The organism is Ornithinimicrobium cryptoxanthini (assembly GCF_023923205.1).
In the GTDB taxonomy this organism is placed as follows: domain Bacteria; phylum Actinomycetota; class Actinomycetes; order Actinomycetales; family Dermatophilaceae; genus Ornithinicoccus; species Ornithinicoccus cryptoxanthini.
Window position 1 is genome coordinate 995,277 of record NZ_CP099490.1, and the last position, 14,772, is coordinate 1,010,048.

14 protein-coding genes are annotated in these 14,772 nt (G+C 71.0%); 5 read left to right on the top strand and 9 right to left on the bottom strand.

What is annotated here, in order from left to right:
• The first annotated feature begins 74 nt into the window (after positions 1-74).
• From NF557_RS04720 to NF557_RS04730, 3 genes are read left to right on the top strand one after another with little or no spacing between them, the layout of a single operon-like run.
• On the top strand, positions 75-422 hold the full coding sequence (locus tag NF557_RS04720; protein WP_252622124.1) for a cupin domain-containing protein: 348 nt from the start codon (positions 75-77) through the stop codon (positions 420-422).
• A complete protein-coding gene (locus NF557_RS04725) occupies positions 415-1,572 on the top strand; it encodes an adenosine deaminase (protein ID WP_252622126.1) in 1,158 nt (385 codons plus the stop codon). Before NF557_RS04720 ends, NF557_RS04725 begins: the two co-directional genes overlap by 8 nt.
• Positions 1,573-1,631: 59 nt before the next feature.
• Positions 1,632-2,171 carry a hypothetical protein gene (locus tag NF557_RS04730; protein WP_252622128.1) on the top strand — a complete coding sequence of 180 codons (540 nt, stop codon included), beginning with the start codon at positions 1,632-1,634 and terminating at the stop codon, positions 2,169-2,171.
• A 46-nt stretch (positions 2,172-2,217) separates the two neighbouring features.
• Here NF557_RS04730 and NF557_RS04735 read toward each other — a convergent pair whose 3' ends face one another.
• Positions 2,218-3,036, bottom strand: a complete 819-nt coding sequence (locus NF557_RS04735) for an RDD family protein (protein ID WP_252622130.1) — start codon at positions 3,034-3,036, stop codon at positions 2,218-2,220.
• 25 nt (positions 3,037-3,061) lie between these two features.
• On the opposite strand from NF557_RS04735, the gene NF557_RS04740 reads away from it, so the two are divergent.
• On the top strand, positions 3,062-4,057 hold the full coding sequence (locus NF557_RS04740) for a stage II sporulation protein M (protein WP_252622132.1): 996 nt from the start codon (positions 3,062-3,064) through the stop codon (positions 4,055-4,057).
• A 1,082-nt stretch (positions 4,058-5,139) separates the two neighbouring features.
• On the opposite strand, the gene NF557_RS04745 is transcribed toward NF557_RS04740, so the two are convergent.
• The 7 genes from NF557_RS04745 to NF557_RS04775 all read right to left on the bottom strand — a co-directional run bounded on the left by NF557_RS04745 (position 5,140) and on the right by NF557_RS04775 (position 12,420).
• Positions 5,140-6,156 carry a D-glucuronyl C5-epimerase family protein gene (locus NF557_RS04745; protein ID WP_252622134.1) on the bottom strand — a complete coding sequence of 339 codons (1,017 nt, stop codon included), beginning with the start codon at positions 6,154-6,156 and terminating at the stop codon, positions 5,140-5,142.
• Positions 6,153-7,448, bottom strand: coding sequence for a DUF58 domain-containing protein (locus NF557_RS04750; RefSeq protein ID WP_252622135.1), 1,296 nt, complete (start codon positions 7,446-7,448; stop codon positions 6,153-6,155). Before NF557_RS04750 ends, NF557_RS04745 begins: the two co-directional genes overlap by 4 nt.
• Before the next feature lie 61 nt (positions 7,449-7,509).
• Positions 7,510-8,499, bottom strand: coding sequence for an AAA family ATPase (locus NF557_RS04755; RefSeq protein ID WP_252622137.1), 990 nt, complete (start codon positions 8,497-8,499; stop codon positions 7,510-7,512).
• Positions 8,496-9,668, bottom strand: a complete 1,173-nt coding sequence (locus tag NF557_RS04760; RefSeq protein WP_252622139.1) for a DUF4350 domain-containing protein — start codon at positions 9,666-9,668, stop codon at positions 8,496-8,498. Before NF557_RS04760 ends, NF557_RS04755 begins: the two co-directional genes overlap by 4 nt.
• Positions 9,665-10,276, bottom strand: coding sequence for a DUF4129 domain-containing protein (locus tag NF557_RS04765; protein WP_252622147.1), 612 nt, complete (start codon positions 10,274-10,276; stop codon positions 9,665-9,667). Before NF557_RS04765 ends, NF557_RS04760 begins: the two co-directional genes overlap by 4 nt.
• Position 10,277: 1 nt before the next feature.
• Positions 10,278-11,780, bottom strand: coding sequence for a DUF7847 domain-containing protein (locus tag NF557_RS04770; protein WP_252622149.1), 1,503 nt, complete (start codon positions 11,778-11,780; stop codon positions 10,278-10,280).
• Positions 11,764-12,420 (bottom strand): uridine kinase family protein, encoded by a 657-nt coding sequence (locus tag NF557_RS04775; protein WP_252622151.1) that lies wholly within the window; start codon positions 12,418-12,420, stop codon positions 11,764-11,766. Before NF557_RS04775 ends, NF557_RS04770 begins: the two co-directional genes overlap by 17 nt.
• An 84-nt stretch (positions 12,421-12,504) precedes the next feature.
• Here NF557_RS04775 and NF557_RS04780 point away from each other — a divergent pair, with 84 nt between their 5' ends.
• Positions 12,505-13,095, top strand: a complete 591-nt coding sequence (locus NF557_RS04780) for a hypothetical protein (protein ID WP_252622153.1) — start codon at positions 12,505-12,507, stop codon at positions 13,093-13,095.
• 18 nt (positions 13,096-13,113) lie between these two features.
• On the opposite strand, the gene NF557_RS04785 is transcribed toward NF557_RS04780, so the two are convergent.
• A complete protein-coding gene (locus NF557_RS04785) occupies positions 13,114-14,772 on the bottom strand; it encodes a phospho-sugar mutase (RefSeq protein WP_252622155.1) in 1,659 nt (552 codons plus the stop codon).

A 14,772-nucleotide genomic window follows, 5' to 3' on the forward strand; every position in this document is an offset into this window, starting at 1 on the left:
CCTGGTCTGCCCGTCGGCGGTGCTCGCGCGGTCGGCGCGCGACCTGGGTCAGTCGCACGACCTAGGATCGAGCTATGGCACTGCACCTGGAACCAGTCCGCATCCCCGTCCCCGGCGACAAGGTCATCGAGGAGCTGGCCGGCCGCGTCGCAACGGGCCACAACAACTACTCGGTGGCGCACATGACCGCGCCGGCCGGCTGGGACGAGCCTGCGCAGACCCCGGAGTTCGACGAGGTGACCTATGTGATCTCGGGCGAGATCCTGGTGCACACGGCCGACGGCACCGAGCGGGTCCGGCCCGGTGCAGGGATCCTCACCCGGGCCGGTGAGAAGGTCCGCTACGAGGCGGGGCCCGAGGGTGCGGACTACGTCGCCGTCTGTGTGCCGGCCTTCTCCGAGGAGGGGGCACGCCGTGCTTGAGCCGACCGAGGCGACGTCCGATCACAGCACGCGGCTCGACGCCGAGACGATCCGCCTGGCCCCCAAGGCGTTGTTGCACGACCACCTCGACGGTGGCCTGCGACCGGCGACGATCCTGGAGCTGTCCCAGCAGGTCGGGCACGAGCTGCCCGCCGACACCGTGGACGGGCTGGCCACCTGGTTCGCCGAGAGCGCCGACTCGGGGTCGCTGGTGCGCTATCTGGAGACCTTCGACCACACCATCGCGGTGATGCAGACCGTCGAGGGGCTGCAGCGGGTGGCCCGGGAGTGCGTGGAGGACCTGTCCGCGGACGGGGTGGTGTATGCCGAGGTCCGCTATGCCCCCGAGCAGCACCTTGAGCAGGGGCTCAGCCTGGACGAGGTGGTCGAGGCGGTCGAGGAGGGTCTGCGCGAGGGCGAGGTGCTGGCTCGTGAGGCGGGCCGACCGATCGTCGTGGACACCCTGGTCACCGCGATGCGGCACGCTGCCAAGTCGCGCGAGATCGCCGAGCTGGCCGTGCGCCACCGGGAGCGCGGCGTGACCGGCTTCGACATCGCAGGGGCCGAGGCCGGCTTCCCGCCCACCCGCCACCTCGACGCGTTCGAATACCTCCGCCGCGAGAACTTCCACTTCACGATCCATGCCGGGGAGGCGTTCGGCCTGAAGTCGATCTGGGAGGCGATCCAGTGGTGCGGCGCGGAGCGCCTCGGCCACGGCGTCCGACTCGTTGACGACCTCACGCTGGACGGCGTGCCGGTGACCGACGTCGGGATCCCCTATGCGGACTGGACCCCTGAGCAGCTGGCGGCCGTCCAGCTCGGGCCGCTGGCGGCATACGTCCGCGATCGCCGGATCCCCCTGGAAATGTGCCCCTCGTCCAACCTGCAGACCGGCGCCGCACCCACCATCGCCTCGCACCCGATCACGCTGCTCGACCGGCTGCGGTTCCGGGTGACGCTCAACACCGACAACCGGCTGATGAGCGGCACCTCGATGTCTCGGGAGATGCAGCTGCTCGTCGCCGAGGCGGGCTGGGACCTGCACCACCTGCGGCGCGTCACTGTCAACGCCATGAAGTCCGCCTTTCTGCCGTTCGACCAGCGCCTGGAGATCATCGAGAACCAGATCAAGCCGTTCTACGACGACTGAGCGGCCACGTCCGGCGTGCTCCGAAGCGACGGGTGTGCCGTGTCTGCCACACTCTGCGCATGAGCCGATCTGCGAGGCGTGTGGCGCTGGGCACAGGGATCCTGGCCGCCGTGCTGTCAGGGTGCATCGCGCCCGATGTCGAGGTCAGCGGTGCGCTCGGGGTCACGGTGGACGAGGAGGCGCGGCCGGTGCTGGTAGTCGAGGCGTGCGACGGCGGCGCAACGGTCGTGTCCCTGTCCTTTGACCGGGAGGGACTGACCGACGATGAGGTCAACGAGGACATCGGGCAGTGGACTGCAGCCGAACCGGTGCCGGGAGCCAGCGAGCTGGCGCTCCACGCACCGGCTGCGCCGTGGCAGGGCGAGGCCGTCGAGCTGCCCGTGGATCGTGGCTACATCGCCGGCGGGCAGGGCGCAGCGGAGGGGGAGGTGCTGACGCAGGTGTCGTTCCGGGGACCGGACCTGGCCGGGCTCGACCCGGCCCTGGTCTATCGCAACGACCCCGACAGCCTGACCAACCTTGATGCCGATCCTGGGGACAGCGCCCTGGTGGCCAGCACGCCGGAGGAGTTCTCCGCCCAGGTCTGCAGCCGCGGCTGACGCGGGTCTCGAGCATGAGCGGGCAGCCAGGCCCCGAGGGGGCGCGTTATCGACGGTCCAGGAGGTCCGGCCCGAGGACGCGCGCGCGCAACCGGTCGTCGCGCTCGAGGCGCAGCATGTCGCGGCGACGGCGCTCGGCCATTACGGCTGACATGACCCACTCCGGGTGCGCGCCCGACGGTGGCGGAGGTGAGACGTAGCGCATCAGGTCGGAGAAGAGCGAGGCGCCGGTAGCGGCCCGGCTCGGTGGAGTCAGCTCGTGGCGGCGGGCCAGGAACTGCCGGACCGCCACGGCCAGACCGTCCGGGATGACACCGATGTCGGTGCCGACGGCCCAGGGGGCGAGGAACTCCGGCATCTCCGGCGGCTCCGGCAGCTTGAGCCGGACGCGCTCGCGGACCACATAGGTGCCGGCCAGGAAGTCACCCAGACGCTTGGCCTTCTCGTTGGTCGCGGCGATCAACAGGGCCAGCGCCCCGACGGTCAGCCAGACCTCGAACCACGCGGTCAGGCCGCGGATCAGCGCGTGCCGGAAGCCGATCGGTCCGGTGTCGTCGCGCACCGTGCGCAGACCAAAGATGAGCTTGCCCAGGGTGCGACCCTTGCTGAAGGTCTCGCTGGCAACGGGGACCGCCACCAACGACCCCACGAGCAGCAGGATCACCAGCGCCTGGATCAGGGCCATGTCCTGGCCGACCAGCTGCCACGGTGAGAGCAGGAACGCCGCCACGAGCACGAGCACGACGAGCGCCAGGTCGATCGCTCCGGACGCCATCCGCAGCGGCAGGCTGGCGGCAGGCAGGTCGATCTCGACGGCCTCGGACGTGACGAAACCGTCGGACTCGAAGATGCCCCGCGTGGTCATGGTGGCGACAGCCTATTCTGGCGTGGTGGATCTGGACGCACTGGTGGCTCGTCGGCGCGCGGGGTGGGAGCGCCTCGCGACGCTGTCCAGGCAACGACGGCTGGGTGGCGCCGAGTCGGACGAGCTGCTGGACGGCTACCAGCGGGTGGCGACCGACCTGTCGACGGTGCGCTCGACGGCTCCGGACCCCTCGCTGGTCACGCACCTGTCCGGGCTCCTGGCCGGAGCACGCCTGAGGTCCTCTGGGACCCGCACCTTCTCCTGGGACCTGGTCGGCCGGTTCTTCGTCGAGGACTTCCCTGCGGCGCTCTATCGGTTGCGGCACTGGTGGATCATCACCGCCCTGGCCAACGTGGTCGTGGGCTTCGCCCTCGGCACCTGGCTCTACTACAACCCGGTGATCGAGAACACCCTGCTGTCGTCGGTCGAGGTCCAGCAGCTGGTGCAGAGCGACTTCGAGTCCTACTACTCCGAGAACGCCGCCAGCAGCTTCGCCACCCAGGTCTGGGTCAACAACGCCTGGGTTGCGGCGCAGTGCATCGTCTTTGGCGTGCTCGGGTTGCCGGTGATCTATGTGCTCTGGCAGAACATCTCCAACGTCGCGATCATCGGGTCGCTGATGCACCAGCACGGTCGGGCCGACGTGTTCTGGGGTCTGCTTACGCCGCACGGTCTGCTGGAGCTGACGGCCGTCTTTGTCGCGGCCGGGGTCGGGCTGCGCCTGTTCTGGGCGTGGGTGGCACCTGGCCCGCGCACCCGGATCTCGTCGCTGGCGCACGAGGGCCGCACCGCGGCGGGTGTCGCGCTCGGCCTGATCGTGGTGCTGCTGGTCTCGGGCCTCATCGAGGCGTTCGTGACCCCGTCACCGCTGCCGACCTGGGCGCGGGTGGGGATCGGTGTGCTCGCCCTCGGCCTGTTCGTGCTCTATGTCTTCACTCTCGGCCGCTCTGCCGTGCGCCGCGGCATCACCGGTGACGTCGAGGCGTCGCTCGAGGCGCACGAGGCCCCGACCGTCGGGTGAGGGTACCCTCCTGGTCTGGCTGCCGCGGTCACGACCCTGCCCTCACCCGTTGGGTCGGTCTTCTCGACCCTTGACCCTTGACAGCGCAGATTGGTAGCGTCGCGACGTGGTCTCTTTTCGGAGCGACGCGTTGCGGCTCATCCCCAGGCTCGGGGCGGTTTTCAATCAACGAATGTTGATCGCGGCTCTGAGCTGTGGCGCCTTGGCTCTCCCTGCTGCCGCTCCGTCATCAGCCGCGGCTGTCGTTGCCTCGAGTGCCTGGTCCGTGTCCGCCCAAGACGTCCCAGACACCTTCGTTGCACTCGGGTTCTGGTACACGCCGCGTGAGAACCATTTCTACTCCGAAGAATTGTGCGAAGCCTACGGCGACGGATTCTTGGCGAGAACACCTGATGCGGTGTGGTATCAGTGTTACCGGAACACGGGTGAGGTCAAGTGGACGATCTCGATCTACATTCAGACGTAGTGACCGGATTGGCAGGTCGCGGTTCCGCTGCGCTCTCAACAGTCGCAGATGGGGATCTGGTCCAAGCCCGTGGGTGGTTCGTGTCGGACAACGGTGCCTACTTTCTGTGTCCGCCCCAGCCTGGAGACCTTATCCGACCAGGGCAGGACCGGCGCGTGGCGGGTCGAGAGGCAGTGCGACTAATTCTGCAAGAGGGTCACAAGGCCCCGCTCGACGGAGCGTGGGTCTGTGCTTCCGGAGTATGGGTGGAGCGGCAGATCACGGTAAGTGGGATAGCAAGCGAGCCAATTGACCTGGCGCTGATCGCGCCCCCGAAGGAGGGCAACGCTGCTTCTTCTCAGGTCGATCACCAGATAGCCAAGAGCGCCAGGCGCACCTTTGCTGATCGTTATCGACGATGGGACCTGCTAGCCCTTGGCCGTGGCCGCATGGATGGCGGGGGACCAGCCCTCTATGTTGCGGGCACCCGACTGCTCGAGGAGATCCAGGACTACCTCGACACTCTGCCGACAGGAGTGGTTGAATTCAGGAGTTGGCTAGAGCCCTTGGAAGCCTTGCAGGGCAGGGGAACGCGGCCCTCTGGAGGAAGCCACAGCTGACTGCTCGGCTCACGGGGTCACTCGTCGAAGTCGGCCCGCAGCAGTGTCGCCATTCGCGCAAACTCGGGGTCGTCGGTCATCTCAGCCAGGATCTCGAGCTGGGCGACGACTCCCCGGTGGTAGTTCGGCGGGTTCCACCGGGTGTGGGCACAGTAGTCCGTGGCGCAGTAGAGCGAGGACTGGCCCGGGACGCGGAAGGAGTCAAAGGACTCGCGGATCGTGCTCGCGCCGGCGTCGAACAGCTCGACCGCCGCGGAGTCGGCGAAGGCGACGGCGTAGTCATAGAGCCCGAAGACCGCATAGAGGTGGCCGTTGACCACGTGCGTGGGCGGGATGTCGTCGTCGACATACTCCTCGAACCAGAGACATCCGTTGGCGGCCGCGAGCCGGAAGTGCGGTTCGCCGAGCGCGTGGTCACCCGCGAAGGAGGCGAAGGTCGCCTGCGCCGCCTGTGCCCAGCGCGCCTGGCCGGTCTCCTCGTGCAGCCGCACCAGCAGCGACAGCACCTGCCCCTGGGCCATGCCCGAGAACCACGGCGGTGACATGGTCAGTGCGTCGTCGCGGTGCAGGCGGTGCTCGAAGCGGTAGCCGAACCACATCGCGCCCGACTCATCCGCGGACGCACCGGCGAGGAGAGCCTCCGCGTTGACGACCGCGCGGTCCAGGTGGGCCCTGTCGCCGGTCACCCGGTAGGACTCCAGCTGGTCCAGCGCATACATCGCCAATCCCACTGGGTGAAAGACCCCGTCGGGCTGCCCCTCCCACGGTTGGACCCGCACCCCGGAGTCGTCGATCGTATGCCGTGGGTCGTCGAGGGCGAGCACGGTCCGGGCCGTGCGGGCATAGGGGAGGGCGTCGACCGGGTGTGGGACGTAGCCGCTGGTCTCGTATGCGGCGCCGGGTGCGGGGCTGCAGGTGGTCTCCACGAAGTGCAGCGGGGGAGCCTGATAGCCGATCGCGGCTGTCGCCAGAGCCACCACGGCCACGGCCGATGCGACGCCCGCGCGCACCGACCGTGGGCGGCCGACTCTCACAGCAGACCCTGGGCCTTCAGCGCCAGGTAGTGGTCGGCCAGCCGCGGCGGGAGCTCTTCGGGGTCGGCGTCGATGACGTGCACCCCCATCCGCTCCAGCGCGTCCGCGGTGCGCTGCCGCAGGGAGCCGGTCCGCTCGGCCGCGGCCGCGTCATACACCGCCTTCAGGTCGGACAGGTTGCTCCGCATCCGGCCCAGCTCCGGGTCGGCGACCGAGGCCACGACCACGCGGTGGTGAGCGGTCAGGGCCGGCAGCACCGGGATCAGCCCCTCCTCGATCGCGGCCGGCTCCAGCGCGGTCAGCAGCACGACGAGGGCCCGGCGACGGGTCAGCCCGGTCACCTTCCCCGCGAGCATCGTCCAGTCCGCCTCCACCAGCACCGGCTCGATCGGAGCCATCGCGGTGACCAGCTGGTGCAGCAGCGCCCGGCGGTCGGTGTTGGGGGTGACCCGTCCGCGGACCCTCCTGTCACCGGCGATCAGGTCGATCCGGTCGCCGGCGCGCGAGGCCAGCGCGGCGAGCAGCAGCGAGGCATCCATCGCCGCGTCGAGCCTGGGCTGGTCGTCGATCCGGGCGGCGCTGGTGCGTGAGGTGTCCAGCACCAGGATGACCCGCCGGTCGCGCTCGGGCTGCCAGGTCCGCACCACGACGTGCTGGCGCCGCGCGGTCGCCCGCCAGTCGATCGAGCGGACATCGTCGCCCTCGACATAGTCGCGCAGCGAGTCGAACTCCGTGCCCTGCCCGCGGGTGCGCACCGCGGAGCGCCCGTCGAGCTGGCGCAGCTGGGCCAGCCGGCTCGGCAGGTGCCGTCGGGAGTGGAAGGGCGGCAGGGCGCGCACCGACCCTGGCACCCGACGCGACTCCTGGCGCGCCGCGACCCCCAACGGCCCCCAGACCCGCAGCGTCACCCGGTCAGCGGGGCGGTCACCGCGCCGGGTCGGCAGCAGGTCGGTCACATAGCGCCGTCGCTCACCGCCGGGGACGTCGAGGGTATGCCGTTCGCCGGAGGTGCCGGCCGACGGCACCCAGGCGTCGCGCAGACTGCCCCGCATCGCTCGCCCGGTCGGGTTGGTCACCGTCAGGGTCGTGCGGGAGGGCTCACCCAGGCGCACCTGCTCCTGACCCGAGCGGTCAACGGTCAGCTTCTTGGGGGAGGGGGCCAGCAGCAGGTCGACCGCGATGACCACCAGGCACAGCAACAGCCACCAGCGGACCGTCGACATCGACGGCCACTGCAGCACCGGCGCCAGGCCCACCAGGACCAGGGCGACGGCTCGCCAGCCCAGCGTCATACGACCTCCTGCCCGCAGTGGGTGCCCCAGATGGAGCGGCTTCGCGGATGCACGGTCAGCCTCAGCGGGGGACCGGGACGGAGTTCAGCGCGCTGTCCAGCACCGAGGACACGGACACGCCCTCGAGCTCGGCCTCGGGCCGCAGCGCGAGCCGGTGCCCGAGGGTGGAGTGCGCCAGTGCCTTGACGTCGTCGGGCGTGACGAACGAGCGCCCGTTGAGCCAGGCCCAGGCGCGGCTGGTGCTCATCAGCGCGGTCGCGCCGCGAGGGCTCACGCCCAGCTGCAGCGACGGCGACTGGCGGGTGGCCCGGGCGATGTCCACGATGTAGGCCACCACCTCCGGCGCCACCTGGACCTGACGCATCGCGGCGGAGCCGGCGCGCAGGTCGGGCGGCCCGGCCACCGCCCGCACCCCGGCGCCGGCCAGGTCCTGCGGGTTGAAGCCGGCGGCGTGGCGCTGGAGGACCTGCATCTCGTCCTGGCGCGGCGGGATGGGCAGCACGACCTTGAGCAGGAAGCGGTCGAGCTGGGCCTCGGGGAGGGGATAGGTGCCTTCATACTCGACGGGGTTCTGGGTCGCGGCCACCAGGAACGGGTCGGGCAGGGGGCGGGGCGTGCCGTCGACGGTGACCTGGCGCTCCTCCATCGCCTCCAGCAGCGAGGACTGGGTCTTCGGGGGCGTGCGGTTGATCTCGTCGGCCAACAGCAGGTTGGTAAAGACCGGGCCGGGGCGGAACTCGAAGTCGCTGGTGCTCGAGTCATAGACCAGCGAGCCGGTCACGTCACCGGGCATCAGGTCGGGCGTGAACTGCACGCGCTTGGTGTCCACGTCCAGGGCCGCCGCCACGGTGCGGACCATGAGCGTCTTGGCGACCCCGGGCACGCCCTCGAGCAGGATGTGCCCGCGCGCCAGCAGCGCCACGATCATCCCGGTGACCGCCTGGTCCTGGCCGACCAGGGCCTTGCCGACCTCGGTGCGGACCCGGTGCAGCGCCTCGCGGGCCTGCTCCGGGCTGCGGGACTCGTGCTCCTGCTCAGGGTGTGTCGTCATCCGATCATGCCTTCCTCGAGGGACCGCACCTCACGGGCGATCCGGACCAGTGTCTCGTCGTCGGGTGCGCTGGCATCGACCAGCATCCGGTGCAGCTCGTCGGTATGCCGTCCGGTCGCCTCGGCGAGCGCGCGCACGAGCTGCTCGGGCGGGGCGTGCTGGCTGAGCCCGACCCGGGAGGCCAGCCGCCGGCGGGCGGCGAGCTGCAGCGAGGCCAGGGAGCGGTCGCGGTCGGCGGCGCGGTGATACATCCGGCTGCGGCTCTGCGTCGTCTCCACCGAGCGGATCACCGCTGGGAGCGGCTCGGTCACCACCGGGCCGAGCCTGCGGCCGCGCCAGATCATCGTGGCGCCCAGGGCCAGGACCAGCACCATCACGGAGGGCAGGAACGCGTCGGGCAGCACGTCGATGAGCGACTGCGGGGGAGTGTCCCCGGCGTCGGCGATGGACGGGACATACCAGACCAGCTGCTCGTGAGCGCCCAGCAGCCGCAGTCCGGCGGCGGCGTTCGCGTCGTCGGTGATGTGCTGGTTGGTCAGTGAGCTCGCGATGCCCGCGACGACCGTGTCCGGGTGAGCGCTGCTGCTGCTCGCCGGCAGCTCGATGAGGAAGCCGGCCCGCGCACCCCCGGCGTTGAAACCGGGTGTCGGCGGGAAGCATGGCTGCGCCGAGCCGGCGTCGCCGGTCACCTCGACCAGCCGGTTGCCCGCGCTGATCTCGTCACCCTCGCGCCAGTGCAGCAGCGTCGCCTCGCAGGCTGGTGTGGCGGCGCCGGTCTGCGCGCGGGTGCCCCCTTCCACCGGGAGCCCGAGCGCCTCCTCGGTGTTGGACTCCGGGGTGAGGACGACGAGCCGACCGGCGCTCGCGGCATACTCCATGACCTGCGCGCCGGCGTCCGGGCCGAGCAGGGCGGTGCCCGCGACCAGGACCGTCGTGTCAGGGGTGAGCGGTGCGCGCAGCAGGGCCGGCAGGCCACGGGCCACGGTGACCTCCACGCCCTCCTGCTCGAGCACGCGGGCCAGGGCCTGCATGCCGTTGTCCTCGGGGTTGTCCGGGTCGAAGGGGAGCTGGTTGGCCGTGCGCATCCCGTTGAGGGCGGCTGCGCCGATGGCGATGACCAGCACGAGCAGCGCCCAGAGCGCCAGCTTGCGGGCCGTGGCGGCGGTCATCGCAGCGCCAACCGGGCTGGGCGGGCGGCGGCCAGGACGCGGTCGAGCTCGCGCACTCGCTCGGCCTCCTGCCGGGAGGCGCGCTGATCGCCATAACAGACACCGTCGAAGTCATTGGCCGCGCCCAGCAGCGCCTCGGCGTGGTCGGGGAAGGGCACCCGCAGCCCGAGTGCGATCTCGTGGGCCGTGGTGCCGGGCAGCTCGTCGAGCAGGGCACGCTCGTCGGTGGCCGCGGCGATGGCGCGATAGGAGTCGAGCAGCACGTCGTCCCAGCGGCCCTCCCGGGCGGCGGCGGCGGCGCGGGCGCGGTAGTCACGGGCGCTGAGCCCGACCTCGGCCAGGACCGGGCCGCTGCGGTCGGTGAGCTGCCGAGAACGGCGTGAGCCGCGCACCGCGAAGACGACGGCAACCGCCACCAGAGCGAGGATGACGCCCAGCAGCAGCATGGACAGGCCGTTGGAACCGGGCATGATCTGGATCAGGTCGCCGAGGCGCTCCAGCAGCCAGTTCAGACCCTTCTGGAGCAGGGACTCCGGCCGGTTGTAGTCCGGCTTGACGAGCTCGCGCTGCAGCAGCTCCCGGGCCTCGTCCCGGTCAGGATCCAGCACGTCATCCCCGTCGGGCCGCGGCGCGCTCCTGCGCGGCACGGAGCAGGGACACGTCCAGGCCCTCACGGCGCATCCGCTGGTCGAGATAGAGCAGGGCCGTCACCCCTGCCGTGAAGGGTGTGGTGACGGCGCCGACGATGAAGGAGAGCAGGTGGTCGGTGACGACCTGCGCCGTGAACTGACCGTCCAGGTTGCCGGTGACCAGGTCGATCAGGGCACCGGCGAGCAGGCCCAGCAGGCCGCCGATCAGCGCGGCGAACAGTGCGGTGACGAGACCGGCCAGCAGGGTGATGCCGAGCACCCGCCAGGCCTGCCCGCCCCGGGTCAGACCCCAGGAGCGCTTCAGGCCCTGGAGCGGGCCGGCCTTCTCCAGCACCACCGCGGCCGGCGCGAGCGAGAGGCGGGCAAAGAGCCACAGCATCAGCGGGATGAACCCCAGCATCAGCGGGATCAGCACGAGCAGACCGACCGGGCCCAGCGCGAGGGCAGCCAGGGCACCGACCAGGATCACGACCAGCGCCGTCCCGAAGACCGCGAGGAAGGACAGGATCGACACGCCGATCAGGGCCGGGATGCGCCTCTTGACGGCGTCCCAGGTCCCGGTGATCCCGACGCGGTCGCCCAGCGCAGCCTCGCTGACGACATAGATGACGAAGCCGCTCAGGACCACGGTGGCCAGGGCGTTGATCATGGTCGGCAGCAGGCTCGCGACGGCGATCGCGTCGATGGTGTTGAGCTCGGGGAAGATCCGCGGCACCGCCAGGGACAGTCCGATCGAGGGCAGCAGGAGCACGCCCAGGACCAGCACGGCCATGCCGATCGTGGCCTCCGGGTTGCGCCGCATGGTCTTCAGCGAGCCCTCGAACGTGTCGCCGAGGGTCAGCGGACGCAGCGGGATGACGCCGGGCTGGTGCATCCGCACCAGGTCCTCCGGCGGCAGGTTCTGCCACTGGGTCGGCGGCTGGCCATAGCCCTGTTGTCCGTAGGGCGGGGGTTGCTGGCCGTAGCCCTGCTGGCCGTAGGGCGGGGGTAGCTGGCCGTAGCCCTGCTGGCCGTAGGGCGGGGGTTGCTGGCCGTAGCCCTGCTGGCCGTAGGGCGGGGGTTGCTGGCCGTAGCCCTGCTGGCCGTAGGGCGGGGGTTGCTGGCCGTAACCTTGTTGTCCGTAGGGCGGGGGTTGCTGGCCGTAACCTTGTTGTCCGTAGGGCGGGGGTTGCTGGCCGTAGCCCTGTTGTCCGTAGGGAGGCTGCTGACCATAACCCTGCTGGCCGTAGGGAGGCTGCTGACCATCACCTGGCTGCCCATAGCCCTGCTGCTGCCCGGGGGCCTGGCCCTGGTCGCCGGGGCCTGCGGCATACGGCGGCTGTCCGTAGCCGCCCTGCGGATCGCCCCACGCGATGGCTTGAGTCGACCCGGCGGGCGGAATCGCCTGGGTGGAGTCGACGTCCGGGCTGCCCGCGTCGTCACTGGGCGCCGACCACTGCTCCTCGTCAGGATGCTGCCCCACGTCGATGCCCCTCCTGCTCAAAGTGTGTGACCAGATCGGGGATCCGGGCCTCTGCCTCACGGGCGGTCATCGGCTCGGCCCCGAGAGCCTGTTGAGCCCTGACGATACCTGGCTCGAGCCGGCGCAGCGCCAGGCCACGCCTGACCAGCGTGAGGGGTGGTTTGCGGCGCTCGGCCAGGTCGCGCACGAGGCGGCGGGCGAACGTCTTCCAGGGGCGGTTGCGGATGCACCAGGCCGCTGCCAGCAGGCCCCGGTCGGTCAGGTCCGAGATCGTGTGCGCCGCAAAGATCCCCTCCGCGACCACGATCGGGCAGCCGCCGCGCTCGAGGCGGTGCGTGCCGGTCGCCCGAGAGGCGGAGATGTCATAGACCGGCACCTCGACAGCCCCGTCCCTGCAGAGCGTCTCCAGCGCCTCCACGGCGTCGGCGAGGCGCCAGGACCGCACGTCGTCCCAGTCGGGGAGGCCGACCTGCGGACTCATCGGCAGGTCGGGGTCGTCCACCTCGCGATAGAAGTCGTCGAGCTGCACCACGGGCCAGCCGTGGGCCGCGTGCAGGCGGCGGGCCAGCCGTGACTTCCCGGCGCCGCTCGGTCCGGCGAGCACCAGCACCCGGGCAGGGCTGGGGTCGGTGGCGCTCATGGGCGGTCAGTCTACGTCCCGCTCAACCGGTCCGGACTCGCACCTCGTGGTCCCGTCGGTGACCGACCCTAGACTTGGCCCACCATGGCGACCGAGCAGACACAGACCTATCGCACGATGCCCGCCCGAGTCGTCGGGTGGGTGATCCTGATCGCGCTGGCGGCGCTCGCGGTGCTGATCGGACGCACCGAGGCCAGCCTCGGCAACAGCCCGCTGACCCCGGCCGGGCTGATGAGCGTGGTCGCCGCCATCGTGTGGGTGGCCCTGCTCCGGCCGTGCGTGCGCATCAGCGACGACCGGATCGAGATGCGCAACCTGGTGACCGACGTCGTCATCCCGTTCTCCCGGATCAAGGCGGTGCGACACGTGTGGGCTCTCGAGGTGATCGACAACCTGGACGCCAAGCACAGCTCCTGGGCGATCCCGGTCCGTCGCGATATGCGTCGGCGGTGGAATGTCGACAGCTATGCGGAGGCGACGACCCGAGGCAAGGCCGCCGAGGGCAACAACGCCGAGGTGCTCGTCGGGCGGGTGGAGCAGGCTGTGCAGCGCTGGCGCCTCGAGGGCGGTCGCTCCGAGCGGGGCCAGGGAGTGCGGCCCACGCCGGCCTGGGCGGCGATCGTGCCGCTGCTGGTGAGTGCCGGGCTGGCGGCCGCCTCGTTGATGTTTGCCTGAGCCGTCCTGGGCCCTGGGTCAGGGGCGGGTGAGCTCCTCCATCGTCGTGCGCACCGCCGCCAGTCGCCGGGTCGCCTCACCGCGTGCCCGGGCGAGGTCCTCCGCGCCGGAGCCCACCGCCACGATCGCCTCCAGATAGACCTTGAGCTTGGGCTCGGTCCCGCTCGGGCGCACGATCACGCGCGTGTCGTCGGCCAGCAGATAACGCAGCCCCTCGGTCGGTGGGAGACCTCCTACACCCGCTGCGAGATCGTCCACGGAGGTCACCGGCACCCCGCCGACCCGGCTGGGCGGCTGAGCCCGCAGGCGCTCCATCAGGGTCCCGATCAGCGACAGGTCCTCGACCCGCACCGCGAAGGCATCGGTCTGGTGCACCCCGTGCGCGCGGGCCAGGTCATCGAGCACGTCCCGCAGCGTGCGACCCTCCTGCTTGAGCGTCGCCACCAGCTCGGCCACCAGCAGGGCTGCGGTGACGCCATCCTTGTCCGGGACCGTGGCGGGGTCGACGCAGTATCCCAGCGCCTCCTCATAGCCGAACCGCAGTCCAGGCACCCGGCCGATCCACTTGAACCCGGTCAGCGTCTCCTCGCCCGGCAGGCCCGCCGCCTGTGCCATGGCTCCCAGCAGCCGGGAGGAGACGATCGAGCGGGCAAAGACGGTGCGTTCGCCGGCCGGGTCGACGCCGCGGTTGATCAGGTGCTGCCCGAGGAGCGCGCCAACCTCGTCGCCGCGCAACATCCCCCACCCGGCCGGGCCGTCGACCGCGACGGCGCACCGATCGGCGTCCGGGTCGTTGGCGATGACCACATCGGGGTGGACCTTCGCGGCCTGCGCCAGCGCCGCGTCGATGGCGCCCGGCTCCTCCGGGTTCGGGAAGGCGACGGTCGGGAACTCCGGGTCCGGGGCGGACTGGGTCAGCACCGGGTGCGGGGCGGGGAAGCCGGCTGCATCGAACGCGCGCAGGATGGTGTCCGAGCCCACGCCGTGCAGCGCGGTGTGCACGACCGTCACGTCCCGTGGGCTGTCTGGGTCGACGACGCGGGCGGCCGAGGCGACATAGGCGTCGAGCAGCTGGTCGTCGAGGGTCTCCCACCCCGAGGCCACCAGGGGCACGCCGGCTGCCGTCGGCACGGCGCTGATGTGGTCGGCGATCTCCCTGTCGGCGGGCGGCACGATCTGGGAACCGTCCCCGAGATAGACCTTGTAACCGTTGTCCTCCGGCGGGTTGTGGCTGGCGGTGACCATCACGCCGGCGTCGGCGCCGAGGTGCCCGACGGCGAAGGCCAGGACCGGCGTCGGCAGCGGCCGGGGCAGCACCACTGCCCGGCCACCAGCGGCCGTCACCACGGCGGCGGTGTCGCGCGCGAAGACGTCGGAGTTGTGGCGGGCGTCAAACCCGATGACGACCGTCGGCTCGGGGTCGACCGCCTCCTTGAGGTATGCCGTCAGGCCGGCGGCGGTGCGGATCACCACGACGCGGTTCATCCGGTTGGGGCCGGCACCAAGAGCGCCACGCAGGCCGGCGGTGCCGAACTCCAGGAAGCCGGAGAAGCGGTCGGCCAGCTCGGCCTCGTCCCCCGCCTCGATCAGGGCCTCGAGCTCCTCGCGGGTCTCCAGGTCGGGGTCGTCGGCGACCCACGCCCTGGCGAGGTCGAGGAGGTCGGTGGCGGTCGGCAT

Bases quoted from the DNA above. Each gene is read 5' to 3' on its own strand.
- NF557_RS04780 (WP_252622153.1), top strand. From the start codon at position 12,505: ATGGCGACCGAGCAGACACAGACCTATCGCACGATGCCCGCCCGAGTC.
- NF557_RS04760 (WP_252622139.1), bottom strand. From the start codon at position 9,668: ATGACCGCCGCCACGGCCCGCAAGCTGGCGCTCTGGGCGCTGCTCGTG.
- NF557_RS04775 (WP_252622151.1), bottom strand. From the start codon at position 12,420: ATGAGCGCCACCGACCCCAGCCCTGCCCGGGTGCTGGTGCTCGCCGGA.
- NF557_RS04755 (WP_252622137.1), bottom strand. From the start codon at position 8,499: ATGACGACACACCCTGAGCAGGAGCACGAGTCCCGCAGCCCGGAGCAG.
- NF557_RS04735 (WP_252622130.1), bottom strand. From the start codon at position 3,036: ATGACCACGCGGGGCATCTTCGAGTCCGACGGTTTCGTCACGTCCGAG.
- NF557_RS04785 (WP_252622155.1), bottom strand. From the start codon at position 14,772: ATGCCGACCGCCACCGACCTCCTCGACCTCGCCAGGGCGTGGGTCGCC.
- NF557_RS04750 (WP_252622135.1), bottom strand. From the start codon at position 7,448: ATGACGCTGGGCTGGCGAGCCGTCGCCCTGGTCCTGGTGGGCCTGGCG.
- NF557_RS04730 (WP_252622128.1), top strand. From the start codon at position 1,632: ATGAGCCGATCTGCGAGGCGTGTGGCGCTGGGCACAGGGATCCTGGCC.
- NF557_RS04720 (WP_252622124.1), top strand. From the start codon at position 75: ATGGCACTGCACCTGGAACCAGTCCGCATCCCCGTCCCCGGCGACAAG.